Source organism: Pseudomonas sp. GL_090 (assembly GCF_057837765.1).
Window position 1 is genome coordinate 4794089 of record NZ_CM174452.1, and the last position, 23370, is coordinate 4817458.

Below are 23370 nucleotides of genomic sequence, written 5' to 3' on the forward strand. Positions count from 1 at the left end.
CGAAAATAGTTAGAGGCTGCAGGTCTTAGCTAGCAGTGCCTGGCTTACGGCTTGGGAGGCGATACGCTGCTCAATCTCTTGGTCGTACTGACGCAGGCGCACGCGGCTCTCCTCCATCCGCATAGCGCGGGCATTGGAATCCTCATACTTTCGACGATTAGTCAGTTCAATCAGTGCGGTCAGACTCATGGCTTCTCTCAAGAAACAGCATGGATGATTCAAATTAGCATGTGAGCTTCGCTAAGCACAAATGGGTGTTAGCGCTTGTTTCTCACCGAAGCCTCAGCCGTTAAGCGGGCGTTCGAGCATCCAATTGGTCAATCAGTATACAGATTGTGAGCTTCAAGGAACACTGCCGTGTTCCCAGCGGCATTGTGAAAGCAATCCTTCCACCGTAAAGACCACCGTTGAATGCCAGCGTTCAGAATTCACGTTCTTTCACCTTAGCTTCGATACCCAAAGGTGTCTACGTCACTTCTAGCTATCGGCACATGCGTAGAAAACTGAAACGATAACGACTGTAACGCTCCTGCCTTACGCAGAAGCTTGACCCGGTGGGCACTACCAACAAGTCAGAACGTTGTCCGAGACCCATGCAGCACGAACGCTCTGATCACTACGCCAGCGACTCGAAGAATTGAAATGGCCTGAACCAGGTAGGCAGTCTCTTCCAGGCTACGGGATGCGAAGCTTCCTAGCGCAGGTCCCATTATTCCTCAGTTACCGATCCTGCACACCTCCACCTGGTACCCCATTGCGGTCAATCGCTGGGCAAACTGCCTGAAGTTGACCTTCGAGAAGAACGGCATATGGAGGACATCGTTGGTCTGCATGATGGCGAACACTATCTTGTTTCTGGGCTGTGTGGCCGAGTCGAATACGAACTGGAACTCCCCCTCCTGAGCTAGATATCCATTGACCTGGGCAGTCACGTCGGGATCATTGATGAGCGCTTCTGCGGATACGTACCCTTGGGAGAACAGGTGGCTCAGTACGCTGGACGATGAGTATTTTTTTACGTGGATAAGGTGGTTTTCTGGCGTCAGAAGGTCACAGAATTCGAATGGATCCGCAGCACCGCTCAACCGAACCAGCTTCTGATCAAGTAGAAAGAAATTTACGTTGTCGGCGACCCGTCTTAAGTACGGGCCTTCCTGGTCGGTACCGTACCGAGGGAACTCCAGGGTGGATCGGGTGGCCGCGTCAAAGTATCGATTGACCTGATCGGTGTAGTCTCGATCAATCTGGAACCAATCACCTTCGCTAAGCAGGTAGATTTTTTCTTCGAACTCGATCTCCGCCTCAAGACAACTGTACATGGGCCAGGCGGCGTGTAGCTGCTCATCAGCGCCATACAGGTAAATACGCTCCGAGTTAAGCGATTGCAGTGTGACCGCCCCAAGGATCTGCTTGGCCAAGAGGGCTTGTCGAAGATCCAGATCGAAGACAACCGCAGGGCCGTTACGCGATCGTGCGCGGTGCCTCAGATAACCAAAGCCGGAGATGTCATCAGATAGTAGCTGGGGAGCTGCCGCGCGGACTCGATCAAACTCTTGAGCGTTAACCGCTACGACCAGCAACTCATCAAGCTGAGCCACAAGCGCGGCATCTCGTACCGGCACAATGAAGTCCATCCATGGGTATTTTTCTTTGCAGCGCTCGTCCTCATAGGCCAACAGCAACCGAGCAGCGATCTCTGGAAGTTGTTCGAGCCTGACATCCGAATGCAGAGCCAGGGAGTCCGAGCCACTCACATACTCGCCTTCATCTTGGTCGCTCTCGACGACGCCAGTCAGCGACTTGAGAATCTCCGAGTCGAATTTAAAATCGAACTCCGAGATCGACAAGTGCCGTGAAGATTGCGCTTTCGAGCGCAACGGGGTTCGATCAATGCTCGCCTTCTCCACTGATTTGATCAATAGCGGATCAGTCAAGCTTAACGCTGTTCTCAGTCCAAAATAGCGCTCGATTCCGAGTCCATCAATCAGATGCCTTGCGTGACCGAACGTGAAGCAAAACACCCTATCCTGCACCGCCATGACCAGGAGCGCCTTGAGCGACCTGCCTGTCAGATCCAGCTGAGCGACTTCTTCAATATTACTGAACAGCTGTGTCCATTTTGGGTGAGACGGATTTGTCTGGTGGTAGAAGAGGCAATCGACATCCTGCAGTAGAAATGAAATCGGCTGTATCCTGACTTCATCAGAAAGCGCGTCGTGAATAGTCCTTCCTGCCTTAAGCAAGAACACATTAATAGTGATCTTCACACGCCCTCCATGACTAAGCAGCTTGATGCCAAATTGACACCCACAATTGCGCACGTCAAGACGGCTTTAAACACCTGCAGTCTTCAGGATTGCGCTCTTTTTATACGCCCCCTGCCCTGCAGCATATCGACTCCAACTTGCTCGCAAAACTAATCTATGTGAGCGCAGATACCGCAATTGGCTTGGCTCATGGGACTAGAGCATCCGGGGCGATTCAGTGCATATCTTTTTGCCAATTGCCGATCGCTTTCAGGTCTTAGTAACCCGTTGAATCAAGCGTTCTCTTAACGAGAGACAACGGAGCGACAGGTACCTGGAGCATGAAGCGATTGATAACAAGCGCATCCGAAAGGCCAGAATCCTTCAAGATACCGCGCCACGTTGCGTGATCCAGAAGCTCGATGGCTTTCTGAACAAGGCTTGGTGATTCCATTTCAATCTGCTCATCCAATTCCTCTCGCCGAGTAAACCCGTTGCGATTGAGATAGGTAAAGCCCGATCGCGCCTGATCCTGGGTGATCAGATTCAGCGTCTGTGCACGGTAAATGAGCGCTTTGAAACTCACCTTCCAACGTAGCTTGAGTTCCCTGAGTGCAGACCAATTGAGGTACTGCCCTCGCATTGGAGGAAACTCTCCTGCAAAGCTCGCACGAGGCATCAACAAGGCGCTCGCAAACTGGTTGGCTTGATCTTCAGTCGTGCGACATCCCGTTTCGATACCTTGGTGCATGACCAAGTGGCCCAACTCATGAGCAATGTCGAAGCGTTGACGACAGGGGTTTTCCTTCGCAATGTTGCGAACGATGAGAGGTCGCTTGTTGTACAACGAGAATGCATCGACTCGGTCATCCGCATCCGCGAGGTTCACAACCAAAACGCCAACGCTTTCCACCAAGCGGGTCATATTAGCGATGGGGCCAATACCAATCGACTGCTCACGCCGAAACCGCTCTGCGGCGACCTCCATCGAATCGTGATTTAAAAGCGTGTCGTCGAAGGTAGAGAACTTCACGGCAGGAAAGTCGATTTCCTTTTCGAGTCCATCGAGAAACAGCTCAAACAACTCAACCTGAGAAGCAATGCTCTTCTTCACAGTTTGTGTCGATGAGCGAAGGCTTCGAAAGTGACATTGCTCAAGCTCCACAGAGCCACGCCGAGGGCTCGATAGAAATCCCTCGGTAACGCCCAATGCCTTACTGAGCACTTCGATCTGCGCCCTATTAGGCACGGTGTTGATTTCGAGCTTGTGCGCGAACTGCCGGCTAACGCCAAGCAGCTCGCCCAACTCCGCGAGCGAAAGGCCCGCGGCGCACCTGGCCAACCGGAGCTTCTCGGGAGAAAACTCCTCGCCAAATGCTAGCTGTTGTGTTCTTTCATCCATCTATCGGGCCAACATCATCTGTAGTGTCTGCATCTGCGTCTTTCTTTTTACGACGCGGTTGAGCTTCAGATACATCGACCTGCGGATGCTGTTCCATGGCGCGAACAGAAACACCTGAACGCTGCTCATGCTTCCAAAGGCAGACGACGTTCTGATTGGCGTCAAAACCGACAATCGCCGTTTCTATTTTCGGGAATTCAGGATCCTGGTTGCTCGATAGGTACACCCGCCAAGTGCAAACCTCTGGAGACACCTCAAACAAACTCAGTTGGTGTTGCTCCAACGGATTGGCCTTGATGCGGTGAGTTTTCCTGATGTCTTGAGGATTGTCCGTAACGACCTGAAAAAGGACGCCGTTCACGCTGACCGTGAAGTCCAACGTCGCATTTCTCAACTCCAACCAAGGCAACGATTTGTCTTTACCTAAGACCTGAGAAAGCCCCTGCAGTCGACCAAACAACAGCGTGCCGCGCGTGTAAGCGGTGTCGTATCGCGTAGTGGAATCTTCAAGCGCACCGTAGGCGACAGAGGATACTTCCTGACAAAACCTGTCCAAGTACTCTGGCTGCAGTCGGGGTTCGAAATAGCTGGGGTGTTGAGTCTCAAGCATTAGGCGGATCCTCAAAAACTATGCATATCGAAAAATCTGTCAACTGAATTTTTATGCAGTTTCTTGGATTTGTCAACCAGGTTTGCGCGCAGACTTATTGTTCTAATGAGCTTCCCAGGTCACTGAGCAATTTGACTGCTGACAAGGCATCGATACCCGAGGCTGAAGGCTAGGGCTTGCAAGGTGTGCTGACATAACAGTCTTGAGCATCAAGCCAGCCGTCTGGCACCTCCATGTAGAATTCACCACCGTTTGGATTGGCTGCCGCAGGAAGGCTCTCAAGCTTGATTATCTCCATCTGTGATGCCAGTCCATCCGCAAACCACCTAAGCGATTCAAACTGAGTGGCTGTTCGCAGGAAATGGAATTCACTGGCCCTGAAAATTCCCTGATCACTAAAAGGATGAAGTACTTTCCTTTGAGTCACGCCCCCAACACCTACCGCATCGCCCACCTCCTCACGTCTCATCCCATTGTCCGCTTCTGGCTCAGACAACACGTCATTCTTGACCTCAAACCCCCAAGAGACTTGGAGCGCATGCACGCCATCCATCAGAACTACCGGATTTAAATTTTTCTGGACAAGCAGGTCTTTCAAAATCGCCAGATCGATGAGCACGACGCCAGTGATTACTTCCTGCATAAATAAAACAGCGTTGGCCGGCGACAGGGAGACCGTGAATGAATAGTGAGGCAGCCATGTCGGATCTGGAGTAAGCGCAACGCACAGCGTTGAGCCGTTCGAGTGAGTTTCAACAGCCTCGAACATTGCCTTACTCCATCGACCTTCCGTTCTCGCACAGATATAAGTCAATCCCGATTCGGGAGATACAATTTCCATGCCATTCGTGAGTGCTGTGGCCATACACTCATTGAACTCGCGCTTATAACTCACCACTGGCGGCCCAAGAGCAACGCGCTTGGCAGGCAGCCCTCGGAATGAAGTGGCACCATCATTCGTGTAGAAATCGTGAAGCACTTGCAGTTGCTCAATTTGGCGTCGCACCCGATCGTTAATGTTCGAAGAGGACTTGACCTCGATCGGCACAGGATCAGCTTGAGCCAGAAAGCAAACATCTCCGTGCCGAATGATGTTCGTCAGATCCGAAAGTATCGCCGGTACTTTCATTTGGAGAGCTTTACGCAGCAAGCGGTATTCCCGTATCAACCCCTCCTTCCCCAACACAAACCCCGGATCACTTTTGATCTGATAATCCGCATCAAAGTAGAGATGCTTAAGGCTGTACGTACTCTGATAAATGCACGCGATGCCATCACCAAAGCACCGCCACAAAAACAAAAGATGGTGGATGTCCTTGACCCGCAAATCGATCCCCTGGAGAACCTTTTTCAGCTTTGAGGCTGTGGCTTTTTCAGGCCTTTTACTGGAAAGGAAGGAACGAATCCGTTGCCTGGCATTTTTGAGTCGCTTTATCCGGCGCTCACAATTAACGATTTGACGAAGGAGCATACGGTGCAACTCCCTCAGCGCCTTGAAATTATCAGGCGTCTCTTTGATCGCATGGAGCAACAACGCAGCCATCCCGAGGCGCAGGGTTTCCCTTGGATATCTCATTGTGAAATCTCCATTCCATTCGTTCTAGTGCGGGTCAGGCGGGCACCCACTGATGCAGCAGCAGTTGGTCATTCTTACTCGACGATGCAGGCGTACCTGCCGAATCTGATTCGACTTGATTGTTACTGCCCAGGCGGCTCCATTTTCGAGTTAGCACGCCTTTACCACAACGGTATGCATCAAGGCCTGACAATTGAGGCATGGACTCTCACTGGGCGGCGCCTCCCCAGCACCACCCTGCTAAGTCCGGATTCACTGGGTAGATTTGGCAGCCTTATCCTGCTCCCAATGAGTTATGCCCTCAACTTCGTGGGTGTTGTCTGCGGACAGCATCAAGGCGTGAGGGTAGAGATCCATCAGGTACGGCACGCGAGCGAAGCTCTGTACCGTCTCCGCCCATTCGTAGCGATTCTCAAAGGGGTAATAGTTCACACCGTGAATCAGAACCCCCACCACCGTTGTCCCGGAGGCATCGAACAATGAAAGGCTGTCGATGTTCTTATCCAGTCGTATTTCCTCAATGTCGATCCCCTCAACCGTCTCGTACCAGACATGCACGACTCCAGGTTTATCAGGAGGTATCTGGGCAATCCCATTTTTGGCGAGCCCCTTGAAGTGACGTGAGCGCCGTTCAAGCGAGATCGCGTGGTCACATCGCCATTGAGCTGCCACGCAGTTGGCAACGTCCTCCACGAAAATATTGAGAAAGACGTCCGGTGTGCCCGGCCGAACGATACTTCCAGCTATCGTCGCGATGCTACGTTTCTCATTACTATCCATGTCACCGAATACCAACATCTCTTGCTGAGGACTATTGGGCCTGACAGCGTTGGAGCGGTGATGACGTTCAAGGTGTGCCCTATCTATACCGCGAATTTCAGCACTTACCGAACCCTCCAGAACCCTGCCAGCCCCATTCTCAATAGCAAGATCCACCGCCCTAATCACATCATCCGCTGTCACACCAGAAATCTCGTCATGGAAGGTCAGGTCGACGATGCACCACGGTGCGACCTCAAGCATGTGCAGGCTTACCTGACTCCATATGCTGCTCCAGGAATCCTCTTCAATCTGCGAGTATTGAGTCTGCTTGTCCGCTCGTTTGCACTCAACGTACATCTCCATGTCATCGTCCTTGACGAGCAGATCCGGTGACTTTTTCGTTTCCCCGTCCGGCCAGGCGATGCTGTTCTCCGGGATGAAGGAAACCTCATACTCGTTTTTCAGATAGAACGAAGCCGTCAGCAGCTCGAAAATCTGCGTCTCAGGTTTCCTGTTTTTACCCAGCATCTTGTTCAGAACCCCGTTCACATTTGGGACTTTCCGAAGCTCCTGTGAAAAGGCACCGATGGTCTTGGCATAGGGATAGATTCGATCGCTGCTATAGGCACAGTCGCTGTATGGGGAGTCGTAAGCCAACTCAGCCACCAAGATATACCAGTCAATATCGTCCTCTGGCGGAACGAAAAGTTGAGGCTCGATCGGTATCCTCAGATCAATATTCGACTCTTTCGCTCGGATACGCTCCACAAAAGCGGCCCTTCTCTTGGCCCACACTTTAGCCCCAAGCCTATCCACCAGCAGACTGTAGAAAGCTTTGATTTTTGCATACTCAACCTGACGATCATCCACTGTGATTTATCCTTGTATTGATCTAGCTGGCGAAACGGTGATTGATCGACCTAAATCGACGGGGCCAGGGGACTGCTCAGCAAGCGGTGCTGCCAGCAGCATTCGAAATTTCTAAGGATATCCAGGGCTCGCAGCTGCCTCCGCCATCACCCAGATGCTAGCTAAGTCAGGGAGACAAATGATGCATTTGAAGAATGAAGGGAGAGAAGCGAGCCCCCCTCCCAATGACACTTTGCCGCTAGGCCGGCTCAACCTCTGCAATGAAACCACGCGTACGCCAAGTAGCTCTCACGTAATCACTGAACTCCAACCCCTCTTCCAAATCCAGGTTGTCGGCATGGTCACAGATGATCATCTGAGGCATCACCCCTGTCTGTTGGTGCGTATCAGTGCAGAAGTTGGCGATCTGGTTGAACATGTTGGTCACCGCATCGATATCATCTTCTAGCTTGTCCTGCCTGTTGGCCTGAATAGCCAATACCTCAGGGGCGAATTTCTTGCCAGCATCCAATGCGGCGGGGAAGTACACCTGCGTTGGCTGATCAAGGAACAGAATGGGCGGTATCTTGCAGCCTGAGTCGGCTCGGGCCGCGAATTGGTAATGCAATGACATGAACAACGTTAAATGCGAATACAGCCAATTGGCACCACTGCCCATTGAGCGCAGATACACCTTGGTGTCCTTGTCTTTTTGGTGCCAAAGGTCAAAGGTTTCAAGGTCGAACCGAAGATCGACGGGCTTGTAAGCCTCCTCGAAATCGAAGTTCTGCCCAAGCTGACGCATCTTGTCATTAATGTCGTTCTGAAGCTTTTCGAGCTCAGACGCGACCTGGTATTCCGCCATCTCGTCGGCCAAAGCCTTAACACGTGCCTTCCAATACGCTTCGGAGTCGACAAGGTCTGAAGGCGGCTTCTCGATACGCTGCTTGATGGCCTCTTCAAGTCTAAACTTGGCTCGCTGAGCAGACTCATCGACATTCTTCGAAAGCTTCAGGCGAGTGATTTCTTCATCAAGAGGCTTCAGTGAGTTTTGAACCTCTTTGAGCTGCGCCTCAATGGCCTTTATTTCTTTCTCAATGGAACGACGTTCCTCACCAAAGCTTTCACGTGCGTAGGAGGAGAGCTTGAGTTCTTTGTTTAGCCAGTGGATGGCATCCGAGAGTTTATTTGCTTCATCTTCTGGAGTATCTGAGTGCGCGTCGCAGAATGGGCAAATAGCAGCCTCTTCCAAGACACTGGAGCTCGGGATCGGCAGGCTTGTCATAGTCAGCCCAAATCCGCTTGCGGAATCGATAGATGACTTGGCGAGGCGCAGGTCACCCTGAGCGGAACGAAGCTTTATCATCAACTCCGCTTTGGTGTCGAGCAACCCGTTTCGTTTTTTCTCGAACTCATCTGACAGCCCATCAATTCGAACAGACCGCTCCATGACCTTTCTCAGAGCTGGCTTTGGATTTTTCCACATCTCCTCTGGGGTCAGCTCAATCAACGGAGTGCCGGCAAGTGCGAGATACTCAGACAGGCAATCTGAAAACAATGCGATCGCTGAAGCCTTGACCATGTCTTGCTTCGGAATCTGCAACTGAATTCGGCGCAGTTCCTGCTTGGCTACGTTATGCTCCTTCGCCAAATCGAAGTACTCTTCGCCCACGATCCCCATCAAAATTTTGAAATGTTCGATCGCCTGGTCGCGCTTGTGCTTCTGATCAAACCTGTAAAATATCGCATGCTTATTAGCAACAAGATTCTGATGCTGAAGCATAAAGGAAGGAAAACTGCGAATAGATGGCGTTTCACTTTTCTTACCAGTGAGTTCCTTGTGGAGCGGATCCTCATCGATATTCTCCAGCGTCACCCCAAAGTAGCGTCCAAGGCTTTTTATAAAATCAGCAAGCGGGACATAGTAACGAGGATCAAAAAAAGCCCCTACGCTCTCAATAAGCGCGATAAGGCTATCCGCTTGCGCACTAGGTACCTCACGAAGAAAACATTTATTGGTTCCGGCATTCCTTCCTAAAACCAGAACAAATGACGCAAACTGTAATGCCACAAAAAATATCTTTGACCGATCGGTAATAACTCCAACCGGAATAGTATCCTCACTGCTACCCATGCAGTAGTCAAAAATCTCTAAAATCGCACTTTTCCCGGTAGAAGATTTCCCGGTAATGACATTTAACCCAGGATAAAAAGGCACATAGTGAATTTTGTCCCGGGTATCAACTATACCAATATATTTCAGGAAGCATTTCATAGCGACTTAAGCCCCAATGTCCTGTAAATAGAAACAACTTCGATATCAGCAAAAATGGCAGCCAATTTTTTACTCATCTTCAAAAGATCGGCGTGCGCATTACCCGAACAAATCTTGCCAATAGAGGTCAGCGACATATCCTCCCCTACTTCAACCCCTTTCTCTGCCAACAATATCAATAACGCAGCATTAGTGAGAGACTTGAAGTCCTGAACGCGAGCATCCAGCCCAATAAGGCGACGATGATCATTGCACAATGTTCTTAAGGTGCTTCTTTTGTTTGCGCCCTTTAAGAACTTCTGCATTGGTGGGTATAGCAAGAGAGGCAGAATCAAATAACTGAGTAAAATCCCCTTTTCCTTTTCCTCTGCTTCATCATAAAAGGCATGAAGCAGTGGAGCCAAGGCAAATGGGGTGCGGTGGAGAGTAAAGATATGATCAGTAGCGCCCATTGTCACTTCCACAGTTTCCAGTGAAACTCATCATCGATGTCTTCAGGCTGTTCTTCTGCCAACAGATGATAGATACCATTTCGAAATTCAAGAGTGGTATTTTCAAAACTGCACAACTGCTCAGCTTGCAGGGCATGCCTCTGATGGTAAAACTGCATTGACTCTGCTTTCAGATCATCCATATCGGTGATTTTCCGAACTTCAATCATCCGGCCAGCTCGATGACTCAGGTGACTTCCAAGCTGATTAGCCTGATAGCGTGCCAAATCAGGTTTATGAAGCCGGCACTCCGAGAAAAGCTCCGCAATTGTTTGCTCGGCTATGAGTTTGTGTAGTGCTGCCTTCTTGATATGGTCATCCCCACCGACCTCTTGAATTTTCTTTACAAATGTAAGATCCATGAGGTCGGAAACATTGATTGTCCGTTTTAAATAATCAATGTCCACTTCCGGAAACTTATTCGAAAAACGCATATGCCGCGCGTTGAGCTCGCTGAATTTGTCGTCAAACATCGCTCGGGTGATTTTCCAACCGTTCGCCACAAGCTCGGTACTGCTCATGAACCCCAGCAACTCATCAATAAACTGCTGCTGCTTGTCAGTGCGAATGGCCGTCAATTGACTCTTTTTGATTCGATGTAGCCGCTCTGTTAGCGTTTCTGCATTGGTCGTGATCACAACCTTTTTCAGAATCTCAATCAGATCTCCCCTGCGCGCAGAATCCATCACTAGACGCTGGAGTTTCAGGGAAGCAGGAACGCTGGTCTTTTTTGAAGCGACGAATCGCTCCTCTGTGCCTTGGAGAATCGCTTCCATCGCGGATATTTTGTCCGCCACTGTCCGAGTGTTCCAGCCGGCTAGGGTGGCTTGGCTTCCAAACTCTTGGGTGGTCAGCAGGACAAGAGTCTTGTATGCCACATGGTCGAACTTTTCGTTCATCCAGTTCTTTAGGGTGTTCCAGAAATTGGAATGCCCGTCAGTGAGATCACCAGTATAAAACTTGACCTCAACCTGGGCCTTGCCGGGGACGGTCACATCCCCATACACCTCCAGCCAAACGCACTCATCCTTCTCAAGCTCAAAACAATGATCAACTGCGACGAGCAACTGATATTGGAGCGCCTCGAAAAGCTTGGTCGCATCGACGTTCAGCTTGCTATCCATACAATTTCCACAGCCGTCTTCGACCCCCGATGATTTGATCCGTTATCGGTTCATCACAGCTCGAAGAGATTTCCATTGTGAAGTGAATGCTATCGCTAGATCGCACTTTGAACTAGCCAAGCAGACCACTGTATATAATTACAGGTTATATAAATTGGATCACTTCCATGGTAACAGCACTATAAACATGATCGCAAAGCGCTATCACTCTTGAGGGGGCGCTCGCATTGCTTTGATCGTTTTGGTCGTCTGCGCTGGATCGAGAAAGCACAAAACATCCGGGTTGGCCACGTGAGTGCGTGGCGCTCCCCAGCAGGATGCTAAACGTGCGAGCTCAATCATCACGTCAATATCCAATGCCCTTGTTCGCTGCAAAAAATTAGCTTTGGAGACAGAAACTGGATTCAACATGGCGGTAAAAAATTGGAAAACGTAAACCCTGAAACCCAGCAATTACGGGGGTTTTGGCGTGGCACCATCTTAAGGAAGGGGGGATGATCGGAATTGCGAGGGCAATTGGGTTTACAAAATTCTGAAAAATAGTTGAAAAAGGGGCTTGTTTACGTTTTGGATCTAGTGGAAGCTATAAATAAGACAGCAGAACTCAAGTCATCGGCTGGAGACCCAATATTCACGGGTGCTCAAGCTTCAAAGCGGTTTTTCAGATGTTTGGAAAGGTGAAACGAAAAAAGTTTACCTACCAACAAAAGAGAAACTAGCATTTCGGTGAAACGATCACACAAGACCACGGCACCGCGGGCCAGTGCCGGGCGAATCACCTCGGCCAGGTGCTGGGCACGCGCCGCGAACACCAGCAGCAACTCGGTATCCGGGTTCATGACCTCATCGACCGGGGCCAGCAGCACTTCACGGATTCGCTCGGCCAACGGCGTACCACCCGGCTCTCGGGTCAGCACCACCTCGATGCCGGCGGCGCGCAGGCACTCGGCCAGGTATTCGCGATTGGTGCTCTTGCCGGCGCCTTCCGGGCCTTCCAGAGTAATAAACAAGCCAGTCACAGGCAGTCCTTAGTCAGAGTCATTGCGGGCTTTTCGGTGCGCTTGCATCGGGTTCGGGCGTTTCAGGGGCTGGCGCAGGATCTTGCGCCGGCACCTGCGGCAACGCCTCGGGAGCTGTGTTTGGTGAAGCGGCCGGGATCGGCGCCTGCTCTTGGGAAGCCTTGGCCTCCTGCGTACCGTTTTGCTCAGCCTGGGTTGGCGGCATCTCGGGCGCAGTAGCGGGTGCCGGGCTGGAGCGGTAATCGGCGCGACGCTTGAGCTGGAACTCCTTCACGGCATTGTTGTGGGCATCCAGATCGTCGGAGAACACGTGAGTGCCATCGCCACGCGCCACGAAGTAAAGGCTGTTGCCCTCCACCGGATTGAGTGCCGCATGGATGGCCTCGCGACCGACCATGGAAATCGGCGTCGGCGGCAGGCCCGCATTCATGTAGGTGTTATAGGGCGTCGATTCCTTGAGGTGAGCCCGGGTCAGCTTGCCGCTGTAGCGGTCGCCGAGGCCGTAGATCACTGTCGGGTCGGTCTGCAGCAGCATGCCCATCGCCATGCGTCGCACGAACACGCCGGCAATCTGCCCACGCTCCTGCGGCACACCCGTTTCCTTTTCCACCAGCGAAGCCATGATCAGCGCCTGGTAGGGCTCCCTGTACGGCACATCGGAAGAGCGCTGTGCCCACTCCTTGGCGAGCACTTCGTCGAGGCGGTCGTAAGCGGTTTTCAGCACCTCGATATCGGACATGCCCCGCACATAACGATAGGTGTCAGGGAAAAAGCGCCCTTCCGGAAAAATCCCGGTGTGGCCGAGCTTGTCCATGACCTGGCTATCGCTTAAACCCTCGAGGCTATGGTCGAGCTTCTCTTCCTTGGCCAGCGCTGCGCGGACCTGACGGAAATTCCAGCCTTCGACCAGGGTCAGGCTGTACTGAACCATTTCCCCGCGTTTCCACAGGTCGATCAGGCCTTCGACGGTCATGCCAGGTTGAATGCGGTATTCGCCGCTGTGCAGGGGTTGTTTGGCGAGGTTGAAGCGCCAATACACCCGCAGCCAGAATGCGTCCTTGATGACGCCATTGGCTTCGAGTCGGTAGAAGGTGCGGGTCGGCGTGGTGCCCTTGGGCACATCCAGCAATTGTTCCTGGGCAATGTTCAGCGGCTGTACCAGCGCCGAATGAATTTTCCAGGCTGAAGCACCCATCAGCAGCCCCGCCAGAACCACTCCGGTTTCCAGCAGCAGCAAGAGTTTACGTCTCACGTATCAAGCATCCAGTAGCACACGGGCAATGGTTTGGAGTTTACGGGTGAGCGGCCCAACCGGCCAGTGAAGAGCAGCATAGGCGCGCACCGGCCAGATACCATACACGCTGTTGCAGACAAAGACTTCGTCAGCCCATTGCAGCTGTTCGAGGGGGATATCGGTGATTTGCGTGGGAATTCCCAGCGACTTGGCTTGAAACAATATTTCGGCACGCATCACGCCTGCCACGCCGCAACGCTTGAGGTCAGCCGTGATGAGCACGCCATCACGCACCAGGAACAAGTTACTGAATACACCTTCAATCACCCGTCCGGCCTGATCGAGCATCAAGCCTTCGGCATGCTCGGTGTCCTGCCATTCGGCTCGGGCGAGAACCTGTTCAAGACGATTCAGGTGCTTGAGGCCGGCCAGTAATGGCTGCCTGGACAATCGCGTGGCGCAAGGAAACAGCCGAACACCCTGCTCACCGTGCGCGGCAGGATACGCCGCCGGTGGATTACCTTGCAGAATGCGTCGAGCCTGGGCCGAAGGATCGGGGGCGTAACCACGCAGACCGTCGCCACGGGTGAGAATGAGCTTGAGCACCCCGTCACCCAGTGCCGCGGCGCAGGCCAGCAGTTCGCTGCGGATCAGCTCATGCTCGGCGTTTATCGCCAGGCGCGAGCAGCCGTCCACCAAACGCGACAGATGCCGGTCCAGCAACACAGGCTGCCCGTTGCGCACGGCGATGGTCTCGAACAGACCATCGCCATAAACCAGGCCGCGGTCCTTCAGCGACAACGCGTCAGCCGGCTGACCGTCGACCCAGCTGTCCATCAGCCTGCGAACCGGCGGAACACCAGCGAGCCGTTGGTGCCGCCAAAACCGAAGGAGTTGGAAACGACCACATCGATCTCCATGTTGCGCGCCGTGTGCGGCACGAAATCGAGATCGCAGCCTTCGTCCGGCTCATCGAGGTTGATGGTCGGCGGTGCCACCTGGCTGTTGATCGCCAGCACGCTGAAGATCGCCTCGACCGCGCCCGCCGCACCCAGCAGGTGGCCGGTCATGGACTTGGTGGAGCTGACGGCCAGCTTGTAGGCGTGGTCGCCGAACACCGACTTGACCGCATTGACTTCGGCCAGGTCGCCTGCGGGAGTCGAAGTGCCGTGGGCGTTGATGTACTGCACTTGATCGCCATTGATTTTGGCATCGCGCAGCGCATTGGTGATGCAGCGCGCTGCACCTGCGCCATCGGCTGGCGGCGAGGTCATGTGGTAGGCATCGCCACTGGTGCCGAAGCCGATCAGCTCGGCGTAGATGGTCGCGCCACGCGCCTTGGCGTGCTCGAGTTCTTCCAGCACCAGCGCACCGGCACCATTGGACAATACAAAGCCATCGCGGCCCTTGTCCCATGGACGGCTGGCGCGGGTCGGCTCGTCGTTGCGGGTCGACAGCGCGCGCGAGGCACCAAAGCCGCCCATGCCCAGACCGCAGGCCGCCATCTCGGCGCCGCCGGCAATCATCACGTCGGCTTCGTCGTACATGATGTTGCGGGCTGCCATGCCAATGCAGTGTGTACCGGTGGTACAGGCCGTGGCGATGGCGTAGTTGGGTCCCTGTGCACCGAGGTGTATGGACAGGAAACCGGAAATCATATTGATGATCGAGCCTGGCACGAAGAACGGAGAGATCCGTCGCGGGCCGGTCTCGTGCAGCGTGCGGGCGGTTTCTTCGATATTGGTCAGACCGCCAATACCCGAACCCATGGCCACGCCGATACGCTCACGGTTGGCGTCAGTGACTTCCAGACCGGCATTGCGTACCGCCTGAAAACCTGCGGCCAGACCGTACTGAATGAACAGGTCGAGCTTGCGGGCTTCCTTGACCGACAGGTACTCCTCGACATTGAAGTCCTTTACCGAGCCGCCAAAACGGGTGGAATAGGCAGAAAGGTCGGCGTGTTCGATCAGACCAATGCCACTGCGGCCAGCCAGAATGCCCTGCCAGCTGCTCGGCACATCCGTGCCCAGTGGCGACAACATACCCATACCGGTGACTACGACGCGTCTACGCGACACAGCACTCTCCTTTTTTCAAATGACGACTTTGCATCAGGCCTAAAGAAAAAACCGCACGCCATGATGGCAGTGCGGTTTTTCCATGACAGCGAGCAACGATTACAAACTATTACGCCTGGTGGCTAGTAACGTAGTCGATTGCAGCTTGTACAGTAGTGATCTTCTCGGCTTCTTCGTCAGGGATTTCGGTCTCGAATTCCTCTTCCAGAGCCATCACCAGCTCAACGGTGTCAAGGGAGTCGGCACCCAGGTCTTCAACGAAGGAAGCGGTGTTGACCACTTCTTCTTCTTTAACGCCCAGTTGCTCAGCAACGATTTTCTTGACGCGCTCTTCGATGGTGCTCATACCTTGTTTTCACTCCTAATGGACAAATTCAGGCAGCTGGCCAGTGGGTAAGTGTATAGAAAGGCTTTTCAGCTTTTCAACTGAAAGCTTCACTCCTCGAACCCGGTGACCCTCTGCCTATAAATAGATTGCAGCTTTATAACGGATTTTAGACAGCTCGTATGACATTTTTTTGAAGCAATCCGTCACATTTGAATTACATGTACATCCCGCCGTTCACCGGGATTGTAGCTCCGGTAACGTAAGCCGCACCGTCCGACGCAAGAAAAGCGACCACGGACGCGATCTCTTGAGCCTGCCCCAGACGACCCAGCGGAATCTGCGTCTGCAAGGCTTCACGCTGCGCCTCGGGCAGTTCACGGGTCATATCGGTATCGATGAACCCAGGGGCCACCGAGTTTACCGTAATCGAACGCGAACCGACTTCACGCGCCAGTGCACGGCTGAAACCTTCCAGACCGGCCTTGGCGGCAGCGTAGTTTACTTGGCCTGCGTTGCCCATGGCACCCACAACCGAGCCAATACTGATAATTCGGCCCCAACGGGCTTTGGTCATGCCGCGCAAAACGCCCTTGGACAGGCGGAACAGACTGTTCAGATTGGTATCGACAACGTCGTGCCACTCGTCGTCTTTCATGCGCATCATCAGGTTATCGCGGGTGATACCGGCATTATTGACCAGAATCGCCGGCGCACCGAACTGCTCCTGAATGCTCGCCAGAACACTTGCCACAGACTCGTCGCTGGTGACATTGAGCTCCAGGCCAGTGCCCTGAATACCATTTTCCTTCAGGGTCGCGGCAATGCGCTCGGCACCCGACGCGGAGGTCGCGGTACCCACAACGATGGCGCCCTGACGACCCAGCTCCAGGGCGATGGCCTGGCCGATGCCACGGCTGGCACCGGTGACCAGTGCAACTTTACCTTGCAGACTCATGCAAGCTTCTCCTGATTCAGGCCAACGCTGCACGGGCGGCAGCGAAAGCGTCTGGGGTATTGAGGTTGGATGTCGACACGCCTTCAGCGCAACGCTTGTTCAGACCGGCCAGTACTTTGCCCGGACCACACTCGACCAGGTTGGTCGCGCCCTTGGCGGCCAGCGCCTGGACCGATTCAACCCAGCGTACTGGCTTGTACAGTTGCTCGAGCAGATCGCGCTTGAGGGTTTCCAGATCGGCCGGCACTTGGGCACTGACGTTCTGCACCACAGGAATCTGCGGTGCCTGCCAGTTGATCGCGGCGATCGACTCGGCGAAACGCTCGGCGGCCGGACGCATCAGCTCGCAGTGCGACGGCACGCTGACCGGCAGCGGCATGGCGCGCTTGGCACCACGCGCCTTGCAGCCTTCGATGGCGCGCTCGACGGCAGCCCTGGCACCGGCGATGACCACCTGGCCCGGCGAGTTGAAATTGACTGCACTGACTACCTCGCCTTGCGCCGCTTCGGCGCAGGCTGCCAGTACGTCAGCATCGTCCAGGCCCAGGATGGCAGCCATGCCGCCTTGCCCGGCCGGAACGGCTTCCTGCATCAACTGGCCACGACGCTCGACGAGCTTCACCGCGTCGCCCAGGCTCAGACTGCCTGCCGCGACCAGCGCGCTGTATTCGCCCAGGCTGTGCCCGGCAACGTAAGCCGGACGCGCGCCACCTTCGGCCAGCCACAGACGCCACAGGGCGATAGAGGCGGTCAGAATGGCCGGCTGGGTTTTATCGGTTTGATTGAGTTGCTCTTCCGGCCCTTGCTGGGTCAGTGCCCACAGGTCGTAACCCAGTGCATCGGAAGCTTCTTTGAATGTTTCAAGGACAACCGGATGTTGCGCGCCCAGCTCGGCCAGCATGCCGAGGGACTGCGAACCCTGTCCTGGAAAGACGAATGCGAGGGAAGCAGACATGTAACAAGCCCCTAATGATCTTGTCGTCGGAGAGTTGGCGCCCCGCTTTGGGGACGCAAGAAACTGACAGTTGGATGGCCCATCGAACCAAGCGGTCACATTTAAGCATTGTCCGACGAAAACGCCTAAAGCAACAAATCCTCCAGACGACCGTGCAGGCGCTCGGGAAGATTCTCCTGAATCTCGATCAAGGCGCGTGCAATGGCACTCTGAAACCCCTGGACCCCGGCAGAACCGTGGCTTTTCACCACAATCCCCTGCAAACCGAGAAAGCTCGCGCCGTTGTGCCGTGCAGGCGCCAGATCGGCCTGCAGACGCTTCATCAAGGGCAGCGCCAGCGCGCCGACCACGCGAGAGGCCACGCTTTTTCTGAACAACGCCTCGATACGCCCGGCAATCATGGTCGCCAGGCCTTCGCTGGATTTGAGCAGGATGTTGCCGACAAAACCGTCACACACCACCACATCCGCTTCGCCACGGTACAAACCGTCGCCCTCGATAAAGCCGATGTAATTGATGCCACGGGCGCCTTGCAACAAAGTCGCTGCCAGCTTGACCTGTTGATTACCCTTGATGTCTTCGGTGCCGATGTTCAGCAACGCCACCCGCGGACGGATTATGCCCAGGGTCTCCGCTGCCACCGAGCCCATGACCGCAAACTGCAACAGATGCTCGGCACTGCAATCGACATTGGCGCCCAGGTCAAGCAACTGGCAGTAACCCTTTTGTGTCGGAATCGCCGCCACCATGGCCGGACGATCAATGCCCGGCAGGGTCTTGAGCACGAAACGCGACAATGCCATCAGCGCGCCGGTATTACCGGCACTGACACAGGCCTGGACCTTGCCGTCGCGCAACAACTCAAGTGCCACGCGCATCGACGAGTCGGGCTTGCCACGCAGGGCCTGGGCAGGTTTTTCGTCCATGGTGATGACTTCGCACGCCGGCGTAATCGACAGGCGCGCGCGATCCACAGCCGGATAGCCAGCGATCAATTCTTCAAGAAGGGAGGGTTGACCGACGAGGGTCAGGTGCAGCGAGGGTGTAGCAGACAGGCAGGCAAGGCTGGCCTGGACAATGCTGCGGGGACCGAAGTCCCCGCCCATTGCGTCAATCGCGATGACTTGAGCGGACAAGTGATTACTCGTCAGCGCCCTTGTCGATCACTTTACGGCCACGGTATACGCCTTCTGGCGATACGTGGTGACGCAGGTGAACTTCACCGGTGGTTTTTTCTACAGACAGGGTGCTAGCCTCGAGAGCGTCGTGCGAACGGCGCATGTCACGGGCAGAGCGGGATTTTTTGTTCTGCTGAACAGCCATAATTGATTAACTCCTAAACGTTTGGGTCACGCTTTAACTGCGCCAATACACTGAACGGGTTGGACCGCGTTACCTCGTCCTCGCTCGGTTCGGGCTCATCTGCTCCCGCCGGCTGCTGGCATTCTTCCGGATGATGAGCAGGCACAATGGGCAAGGCGAGCAGAAGCTCCTCCTCGATCAGTGACTGCAGATCCAAAGGATCTTCGCCCAGTTCCAGCACGTCATAACCTTTCGGCAACGACTGGGTATTCGCACCCTCCTTCACCACAGCGTAACTGCATTCGCTATGGATCGGCAGGGTGACCAGCTCAAGACAACGCTGGCAAACCATTTTGACTTCAGTGTCGATAAAGCTGTGGATGACCACAGATTTACGTTCATCTCGTTCAAAAACGAATTTAGCCTGCACCGTACCGACATTGTCGGAAAGCGGGTCGCAGAGTCTCTCCAAATCGGCCAGCAGCATTTCACCTTGAAGGGTGGTGCCACGATCAGCCAATTTGCGCGGGTCAACGTGAGGTGGAATCGGGTCATTCAACATAGGCGCAGCATTATAGGGATGCACCCGCCCATGTCAAAGGAAATTCAGCCCTGTCCGTCACTTGGAAGCCTCGCTAGAATTCGCGCACGCCTTATGGAGTTGCGCATGCTGCCTTTATTACTCGCTTCCAGCTCGGCCTATCGCCGGGAATTACTGACCCGCCTGCAGCTGCCTTTCACTTGCAGCTCGCCGGATATCGACGAAAGCCATAACCCGGACGAGTCCGCCATCGAGCTGGTCAAGCGCCTCGCCGAAGAGAAAGCCCGCGCCCTGGCTGACAGCCATACCGCTCATCTGATAATCGGCTCCGACCAGGTCGCCGTGCTGGGAGAGCGGATTATCGGCAAGCCCCACACGTTCGAAAAAGCACGCGAACAACTGCTGGCCGCCAGCGGCGCCAGCGTGACGTTCCTGACCGGCCTGGCCCTGCTCAACAGCCAGACAGGGCACTGCCAGGTCGATTGCGTGCCGTTCACCGTAAACATGCGCACACTCGACGCACCGCGCATCGAACGCTACCTGCACGCCGAGCAACCCTACGACTGCGCAGGCAGCTTCAAGGCCGAAGGCCTGGGGGTCAGCCTGTTTCGCAGCACCGAGGGGCCCGACGCCACCAGCCTGATCGGTCTGCCGCTGATTCGCCTGATCGACATGTTGCTGACCGAAGGCGTACAGGTTCCTTGAATCCCGATACTAAAAAACCGGCCACGCAGGCCGGTTTTTCATGTCGTTTCAGAATCAGCGCAGCGACGGACCGCTAAACCCCATCCACATCGCCAAATGCTCAGCCACGCTGGCACCGAGCTTTTTCGAGAAGCGATCGAACGGCGACTCCTGAACGGTGAAGTCCACCAGCTCTTTCTCGCCGATCACATCCCGCGCAACCGAACTGGCATTACCCAGCCCATCGATCAGCCCCAGCGGCAGCGCCTGCTCGCCGGACCAGACCAGGCCGGAGAACAGCTCCGGATGCTCCTTATCCTTCAGCCGATCGCCGCGCCCCTGCTTGACGCTATTGATGAACTGCTTGTGGGTCGTATCGAGTACGCCCTGCCAGAAGGCAGTTTCTTCCGGCTTCTGTGGCTGGAACGGATCAAGGAACGACTTGTGCTCGCCAGAAGTGTAGGTGCGACGCTCGACGCCCAGTTTCTCCATGGTACCGACAAAACCATAACCGGCCGCCGTCACACCAATGGAGCCGACCAGGCTCGCCTTGTCGGCGTAGATCTGATCTGCCGCGCTGGCAATGTAGTAAGCACCGGAAGCCCCCAAGTCGGAAATGACCGCATAGAGCTTGATGTCCGGATGCAGGCCGCGCAGGCGACGGATCTCGTCATAGACATAACCCGACTGCACCGGACTGCCGCCCGGGCTGTTGATGCGCAGGACGACGCCCTTGACCTTCTTGTCCTCGAAAGCCGCGCGCAGACTGCCAACGATATTGTCCGCGCTGGCCGACTCCTTGTCGGCAATCACACCTGTCACGTCGATCAACGCCGTGTAATTGGCACTGAGGGTCGCAGCCTTTTCCATATCCATCAGCGGCGAAAACAGCGCAATTGCGCCGAACAGATACACAAAAATCAGAAATTTGAAGAATATCCCCCAGCGACGGGACCGACGCTGCTCCTGTATACCGGCCAGCAGCGTCTTTTCCAGCAGCTTCCAGCTTCTGTCGTCACCGCTCTCTGCGCTCGCCTTGGCGGGCGCCTTCCATTCGTCGGTCATGCCATCCACCCCACAAACAACCGGTTAAGCCTGCTGACTCAGCCAGGCATGCAATTCTGAAAAACGATCGATGGCCAGTCGCGGCTCATACAACTTCAACGCATCGATCGTTTGAGCGCCATAGCTGACGGCCACCGAGCCCATGCCGGCGTTGCGCGCCATCTGCAAATCAAAGGACGAATCGCCGACCATCAACGCCTGTTCCGGGCGAACCTCGCAATGGGCGAGAATTTGTTCGAGCATCAGCGGATGGGGCTTGCTGGCGGTCTCGTCGGCGGCACGAGTGATATCGAAGTAATTCTCCCAGCCATGGGACTTCAACACCCGATCCAGCCCGCGACGAGCCTTGCCGGTCGCCACAGCCAGATGATAGCCCTCGGCACGAAATGCCTCGAGCGATTCGACCACACCTTCGAACAGCGGCGAAGGCACAGCCTCCGACGCAATGTAATGCTCAGCATAGTGCTCGCGGAACGCGATCAGCTCGGCATCGCCGATTTCGGGGTACAGGGTGCGGATCGCCTCCGGCAGACCCAGGCCGATGATGCCCTTGACAGCCAGGTCATCGCACAGCTCAAAGCCGGAACGCCGGGAGGCGACGTGCATCGCCTCGACAATCCGGCCAATGGAATCGGCCAGGGTGCCGTCCCAATCGAAGATCAGCAGCTTGTAATCAGATGGGCGCACTCAATCGCTCCACGGTTTTGGCCCACATCTCGTCGACCGGCGCTTGCAGCTTCAGTTCACCGCCATCGGGGAGTGGCACGGTCAGCATGTAGGCGTGCAGGAACAGGCGCTTGCCACCCAGATCGCGAATTTCCTTACTGAAATCGTCATCGCCGTACTTGGTGTCACCGGCAATGCAGTGACCGGCGTGCAAGGTATGGACGCGAATCTGGTGGGTGCGACCGGTGATCGGCTTGGCTTCGATCAAGGTGGCAAAGTCGCCAAAACGCCGCAGGACCTTGAACACGGTCACAGACTCCTTGCCCTCCTCCTCGTCGACCTCGACCATACGCTCGCCGGAGCGCAGATTGCTCTTGCCGAGCGACGCCCGGACTTGCTTGATCGAGGACGCCCAGTTACCGCGAACCAGCGCCATATAACGCTTATCGACGCCATCGCCGCGCAAGGCCGTGTGCAAGTGACGCAGCATGCTGCGCTTCTTGGCGATCATCAACAGGCCGGACGTATCACGGTCAAGACGATGAACCAGTTCGAGCTCCTTGCAATCGGGGCGCAACTGACGAAAGGCTTCGATCACTCCGTAATTCAAGCCGCTGCCGCCGTGAACGGCGATGCCGCAAGGCTTGTTGATCACGATCAGCGCCTTGTCTTCGAAGACAATCGAGGCTTCGAGTCGCTGCAGCAGGCCTTGAGCCAGTGGTACCGGCTCGTCGCGCTCAGGCACACGAACCGGCGGTACGCGCACGATATCGCCCGCCTGCAGCTTGTACTCGGGCTTGATCCGACCTTTGTTCACGCGCACTTCGCCCTTGCGCAAAATGCGGTAAATCAAGGTCTTGGGCACGCCTTTGAGTCGGGCGAGAAGGAAATTATCAATGCGCTGGCCGGCATATTCCGGCGAGACCTCAAGCAGTTGTACGCTTGGAGTCGGGAGGGTAGTCGTCGTCATGGCGCGGATGATAACAATTTTTTATGGAATTGAAGCACTTAATCATTGCTGCTATAGTCGCGAACGTCGCCAAAAGCGGCCTGGACAGCGGACCAACGGTCAAAAACCGGCCCTGACCAACGCAATTCACCAGGACGCGAGGCCGTCCTACGGGGCTTTCGCTACGTAACGGTGGAGTTTGCAGGTGTAACGAGCGCAGGTGACATGAGGCCTGAATCACGCCACAAAACAGAGT

22 protein-coding genes and 1 pseudogene are annotated in these 23370 nt (G+C 54.9%); 1 reads left to right on the forward strand and 22 read right to left on the reverse strand.

The annotated features are described in order from the left end of the window. Positions 1 to 9: 9 nt before the first annotated feature. The 19 genes and pseudogenes from AC3ITA_RS21490 to AC3ITA_RS21580 form a co-directional block, all read right to left on the reverse strand. Positions 10 to 189 (reverse strand): hypothetical protein, encoded by a 180-nt coding sequence (locus tag AC3ITA_RS21490; protein WP_121731952.1) that lies wholly within the window; start codon positions 187 to 189, stop codon positions 10 to 12. Positions 190 to 716: 527 nt separating this feature from the next. Then, positions 717 to 2267, reverse strand: coding sequence for a TIGR04141 family sporadically distributed protein (locus AC3ITA_RS21495; protein ID WP_489278339.1), 1551 nt, complete (start codon positions 2265 to 2267; stop codon positions 717 to 719). Between the two features lie 256 nt (positions 2268 to 2523). After that, entirely contained in the window at positions 2524 to 3648 is a 1125-nt protein-coding gene (locus AC3ITA_RS21500) for an XRE family transcriptional regulator (protein ID WP_223434687.1), read from the reverse strand. Beyond that, positions 3641 to 4258 (reverse strand): hypothetical protein, encoded by a 618-nt coding sequence (locus AC3ITA_RS21505; protein WP_223434688.1) that lies wholly within the window; start codon positions 4256 to 4258, stop codon positions 3641 to 3643. Before AC3ITA_RS21505 ends, AC3ITA_RS21500 begins: the two co-directional genes overlap by 8 nt. 169 nt (positions 4259 to 4427) lie before the next feature. Continuing rightward, positions 4428 to 5801, reverse strand: coding sequence for a hypothetical protein (locus AC3ITA_RS21510; protein ID WP_223434689.1), 1374 nt, complete (start codon positions 5799 to 5801; stop codon positions 4428 to 4430). A 285-nt stretch (positions 5802 to 6086) separates the two neighbouring features. Next, on the reverse strand, positions 6087 to 7466 hold the full coding sequence (locus AC3ITA_RS21515) for a hypothetical protein (protein ID WP_223434690.1): 1380 nt from the start codon (positions 7464 to 7466) through the stop codon (positions 6087 to 6089). Positions 7467 to 7704: 238 nt separating this feature from the next. Then, positions 7705 to 9720, reverse strand: coding sequence for a DUF3732 domain-containing protein (locus AC3ITA_RS21520; RefSeq protein ID WP_223434691.1), 2016 nt, complete (start codon positions 9718 to 9720; stop codon positions 7705 to 7707). Beyond that, the gene (locus AC3ITA_RS21525) at positions 9717 to 10172 is read right to left on the reverse strand and encodes a three component ABC system middle component (protein WP_223434692.1); all 456 of its coding nucleotides are present in this window, start codon (positions 10170 to 10172) and stop codon (positions 9717 to 9719) included. Before AC3ITA_RS21525 ends, AC3ITA_RS21520 begins: the two co-directional genes overlap by 4 nt. Before the next feature lie 2 nt (positions 10173 to 10174). Next, the gene (locus tag AC3ITA_RS21530) at positions 10175 to 11335 is read right to left on the reverse strand and encodes a hypothetical protein (RefSeq protein WP_223434693.1); all 1161 of its coding nucleotides are present in this window, start codon (positions 11333 to 11335) and stop codon (positions 10175 to 10177) included. Positions 11336 to 12057: 722 nt separating this feature from the next. Then, positions 12058 to 12354 (reverse strand): annotated as a pseudogene (tmk, locus tag AC3ITA_RS21535) (dTMP kinase); the annotation flags it as partial. Between the two features lie 19 nt (positions 12355 to 12373). Further along, positions 12374 to 13606, reverse strand: coding sequence for an endolytic transglycosylase MltG (gene mltG, locus AC3ITA_RS21540; protein ID WP_095946393.1), 1233 nt, complete (start codon positions 13604 to 13606; stop codon positions 12374 to 12376). Positions 13607 to 13609: 3 nt separating this feature from the next. After that, a complete protein-coding gene (pabC, locus tag AC3ITA_RS21545; protein WP_489278340.1) occupies positions 13610 to 14425 on the reverse strand; it encodes an aminodeoxychorismate lyase in 816 nt (271 codons plus the stop codon). Then, positions 14425 to 15669 (reverse strand): beta-ketoacyl-ACP synthase II, encoded by a 1245-nt coding sequence (gene fabF, locus AC3ITA_RS21550; RefSeq protein WP_095946391.1) that lies wholly within the window; start codon positions 15667 to 15669, stop codon positions 14425 to 14427. Before fabF ends, pabC begins: the two co-directional genes overlap by 1 nt. Before the next feature lie 109 nt (positions 15670 to 15778). Then, positions 15779 to 16015, reverse strand: a complete 237-nt coding sequence (gene acpP / locus AC3ITA_RS21555; protein ID WP_003175607.1) for an acyl carrier protein — start codon at positions 16013 to 16015, stop codon at positions 15779 to 15781. Positions 16016 to 16211: 196 nt separating this feature from the next. Then, positions 16212 to 16952, reverse strand: coding sequence for a 3-oxoacyl-ACP reductase FabG (gene fabG / locus AC3ITA_RS21560; protein WP_007987168.1), 741 nt, complete (start codon positions 16950 to 16952; stop codon positions 16212 to 16214). A 16-nt stretch (positions 16953 to 16968) separates the two neighbouring features. Further along, the gene (gene fabD, locus AC3ITA_RS21565; RefSeq protein WP_095946390.1) at positions 16969 to 17907 is read right to left on the reverse strand and encodes an ACP S-malonyltransferase; all 939 of its coding nucleotides are present in this window, start codon (positions 17905 to 17907) and stop codon (positions 16969 to 16971) included. A 125-nt stretch (positions 17908 to 18032) separates the two neighbouring features. Continuing rightward, entirely contained in the window at positions 18033 to 19043 is a 1011-nt protein-coding gene (plsX, locus tag AC3ITA_RS21570) for a phosphate acyltransferase PlsX (RefSeq protein ID WP_150672635.1), read from the reverse strand. Between the two features lie 4 nt (positions 19044 to 19047). Next, positions 19048 to 19230: a 50S ribosomal protein L32 gene (gene rpmF / locus AC3ITA_RS21575; RefSeq protein ID WP_003179396.1), complete on the reverse strand. Its 183-nt coding sequence runs from the start codon at positions 19228 to 19230 to the stop codon at positions 19048 to 19050. 13 nt (positions 19231 to 19243) lie between these two features. Next, a complete protein-coding gene (locus tag AC3ITA_RS21580; protein ID WP_007942001.1) occupies positions 19244 to 19771 on the reverse strand; it encodes a YceD family protein in 528 nt (175 codons plus the stop codon). A 105-nt stretch (positions 19772 to 19876) separates the two neighbouring features. On the opposite strand from AC3ITA_RS21580, the gene AC3ITA_RS21585 reads away from it, so the two are divergent. Then, entirely contained in the window at positions 19877 to 20455 is a 579-nt protein-coding gene (locus tag AC3ITA_RS21585) for a Maf family protein (protein ID WP_150672634.1), read from the forward strand. A 54-nt stretch (positions 20456 to 20509) separates the two neighbouring features. Here the strand turns inward: AC3ITA_RS21585 and AC3ITA_RS21590 are convergent, their stop codons facing one another. From AC3ITA_RS21590 to rluC, 3 genes are read right to left on the reverse strand one after another with little or no spacing between them, the layout of a single operon-like run. Beyond that, a complete protein-coding gene (locus AC3ITA_RS21590; protein ID WP_150672633.1) occupies positions 20510 to 21499 on the reverse strand; it encodes a S49 family peptidase in 990 nt (329 codons plus the stop codon). A gap of 24 nt (positions 21500 to 21523) precedes the next feature. Then, the gene (locus AC3ITA_RS21595) at positions 21524 to 22186 is read right to left on the reverse strand and encodes an HAD-IA family hydrolase (RefSeq protein WP_489278341.1); all 663 of its coding nucleotides are present in this window, start codon (positions 22184 to 22186) and stop codon (positions 21524 to 21526) included. After that, positions 22173 to 23135: a 23S rRNA pseudouridine(955/2504/2580) synthase RluC gene (gene rluC, locus AC3ITA_RS21600; RefSeq protein WP_095942602.1), complete on the reverse strand. Its 963-nt coding sequence runs from the start codon at positions 23133 to 23135 to the stop codon at positions 22173 to 22175. Before rluC ends, AC3ITA_RS21595 begins: the two co-directional genes overlap by 14 nt. Positions 23136 to 23370 lie beyond the last annotated feature (235 nt).

What these genes read in the sequence shown, in the direction of transcription:
- AC3ITA_RS21490 (WP_121731952.1), bottom strand. Translation starts at nt 189, where the DNA reads ATGAGTCTGACCGCACTGATTGAACTGACTAATCGTCGAAAGTATGAG.
- AC3ITA_RS21500 (WP_223434687.1), bottom strand. Translation starts at nt 3,648, where the DNA reads ATGGATGAAAGAACACAACAGCTAGCATTTGGCGAGGAGTTTTCTCCC.
- AC3ITA_RS21505 (WP_223434688.1), bottom strand. Translation starts at nt 4,258, where the DNA reads ATGCTTGAGACTCAACACCCCAGCTATTTCGAACCCCGACTGCAGCCA.
- AC3ITA_RS21510 (WP_223434689.1), bottom strand. Translation starts at nt 5,801, where the DNA reads ATGGCTGCGTTGTTGCTCCATGCGATCAAAGAGACGCCTGATAATTTC.
- AC3ITA_RS21520 (WP_223434691.1), bottom strand. Translation starts at nt 9,720, where the DNA reads ATGAAATGCTTCCTGAAATATATTGGTATAGTTGATACCCGGGACAAA.
- AC3ITA_RS21525 (WP_223434692.1), bottom strand. Translation starts at nt 10,172, where the DNA reads ATGGGCGCTACTGATCATATCTTTACTCTCCACCGCACCCCATTTGCC.
- AC3ITA_RS21530 (WP_223434693.1), bottom strand. Translation starts at nt 11,335, where the DNA reads ATGGATAGCAAGCTGAACGTCGATGCGACCAAGCTTTTCGAGGCGCTC.
- pabC (WP_489278340.1), bottom strand. Translation starts at nt 14,425, where the DNA reads ATGGACAGCTGGGTCGACGGTCAGCCGGCTGACGCGTTGTCGCTGAAG.
- acpP (WP_003175607.1), bottom strand. Translation starts at nt 16,015, where the DNA reads ATGAGCACCATCGAAGAGCGCGTCAAGAAAATCGTTGCTGAGCAACTG.
- fabG (WP_007987168.1), bottom strand. Translation starts at nt 16,952, where the DNA reads ATGAGTCTGCAAGGTAAAGTTGCACTGGTCACCGGTGCCAGCCGTGGC.
- fabD (WP_095946390.1), bottom strand. Translation starts at nt 17,907, where the DNA reads ATGTCTGCTTCCCTCGCATTCGTCTTTCCAGGACAGGGTTCGCAGTCC.
- rpmF (WP_003179396.1), bottom strand. Translation starts at nt 19,230, where the DNA reads ATGGCTGTTCAGCAGAACAAAAAATCCCGCTCTGCCCGTGACATGCGC.
- AC3ITA_RS21580 (WP_007942001.1), bottom strand. Translation starts at nt 19,771, where the DNA reads ATGTTGAATGACCCGATTCCACCTCACGTTGACCCGCGCAAATTGGCT.
- AC3ITA_RS21585 (WP_150672634.1), top strand. Translation starts at nt 19,877, where the DNA reads ATGCTGCCTTTATTACTCGCTTCCAGCTCGGCCTATCGCCGGGAATTA.
- AC3ITA_RS21590 (WP_150672633.1), bottom strand. Translation starts at nt 21,499, where the DNA reads ATGACCGACGAATGGAAGGCGCCCGCCAAGGCGAGCGCAGAGAGCGGT.
- rluC (WP_095942602.1), bottom strand. Translation starts at nt 23,135, where the DNA reads ATGACGACGACTACCCTCCCGACTCCAAGCGTACAACTGCTTGAGGTC.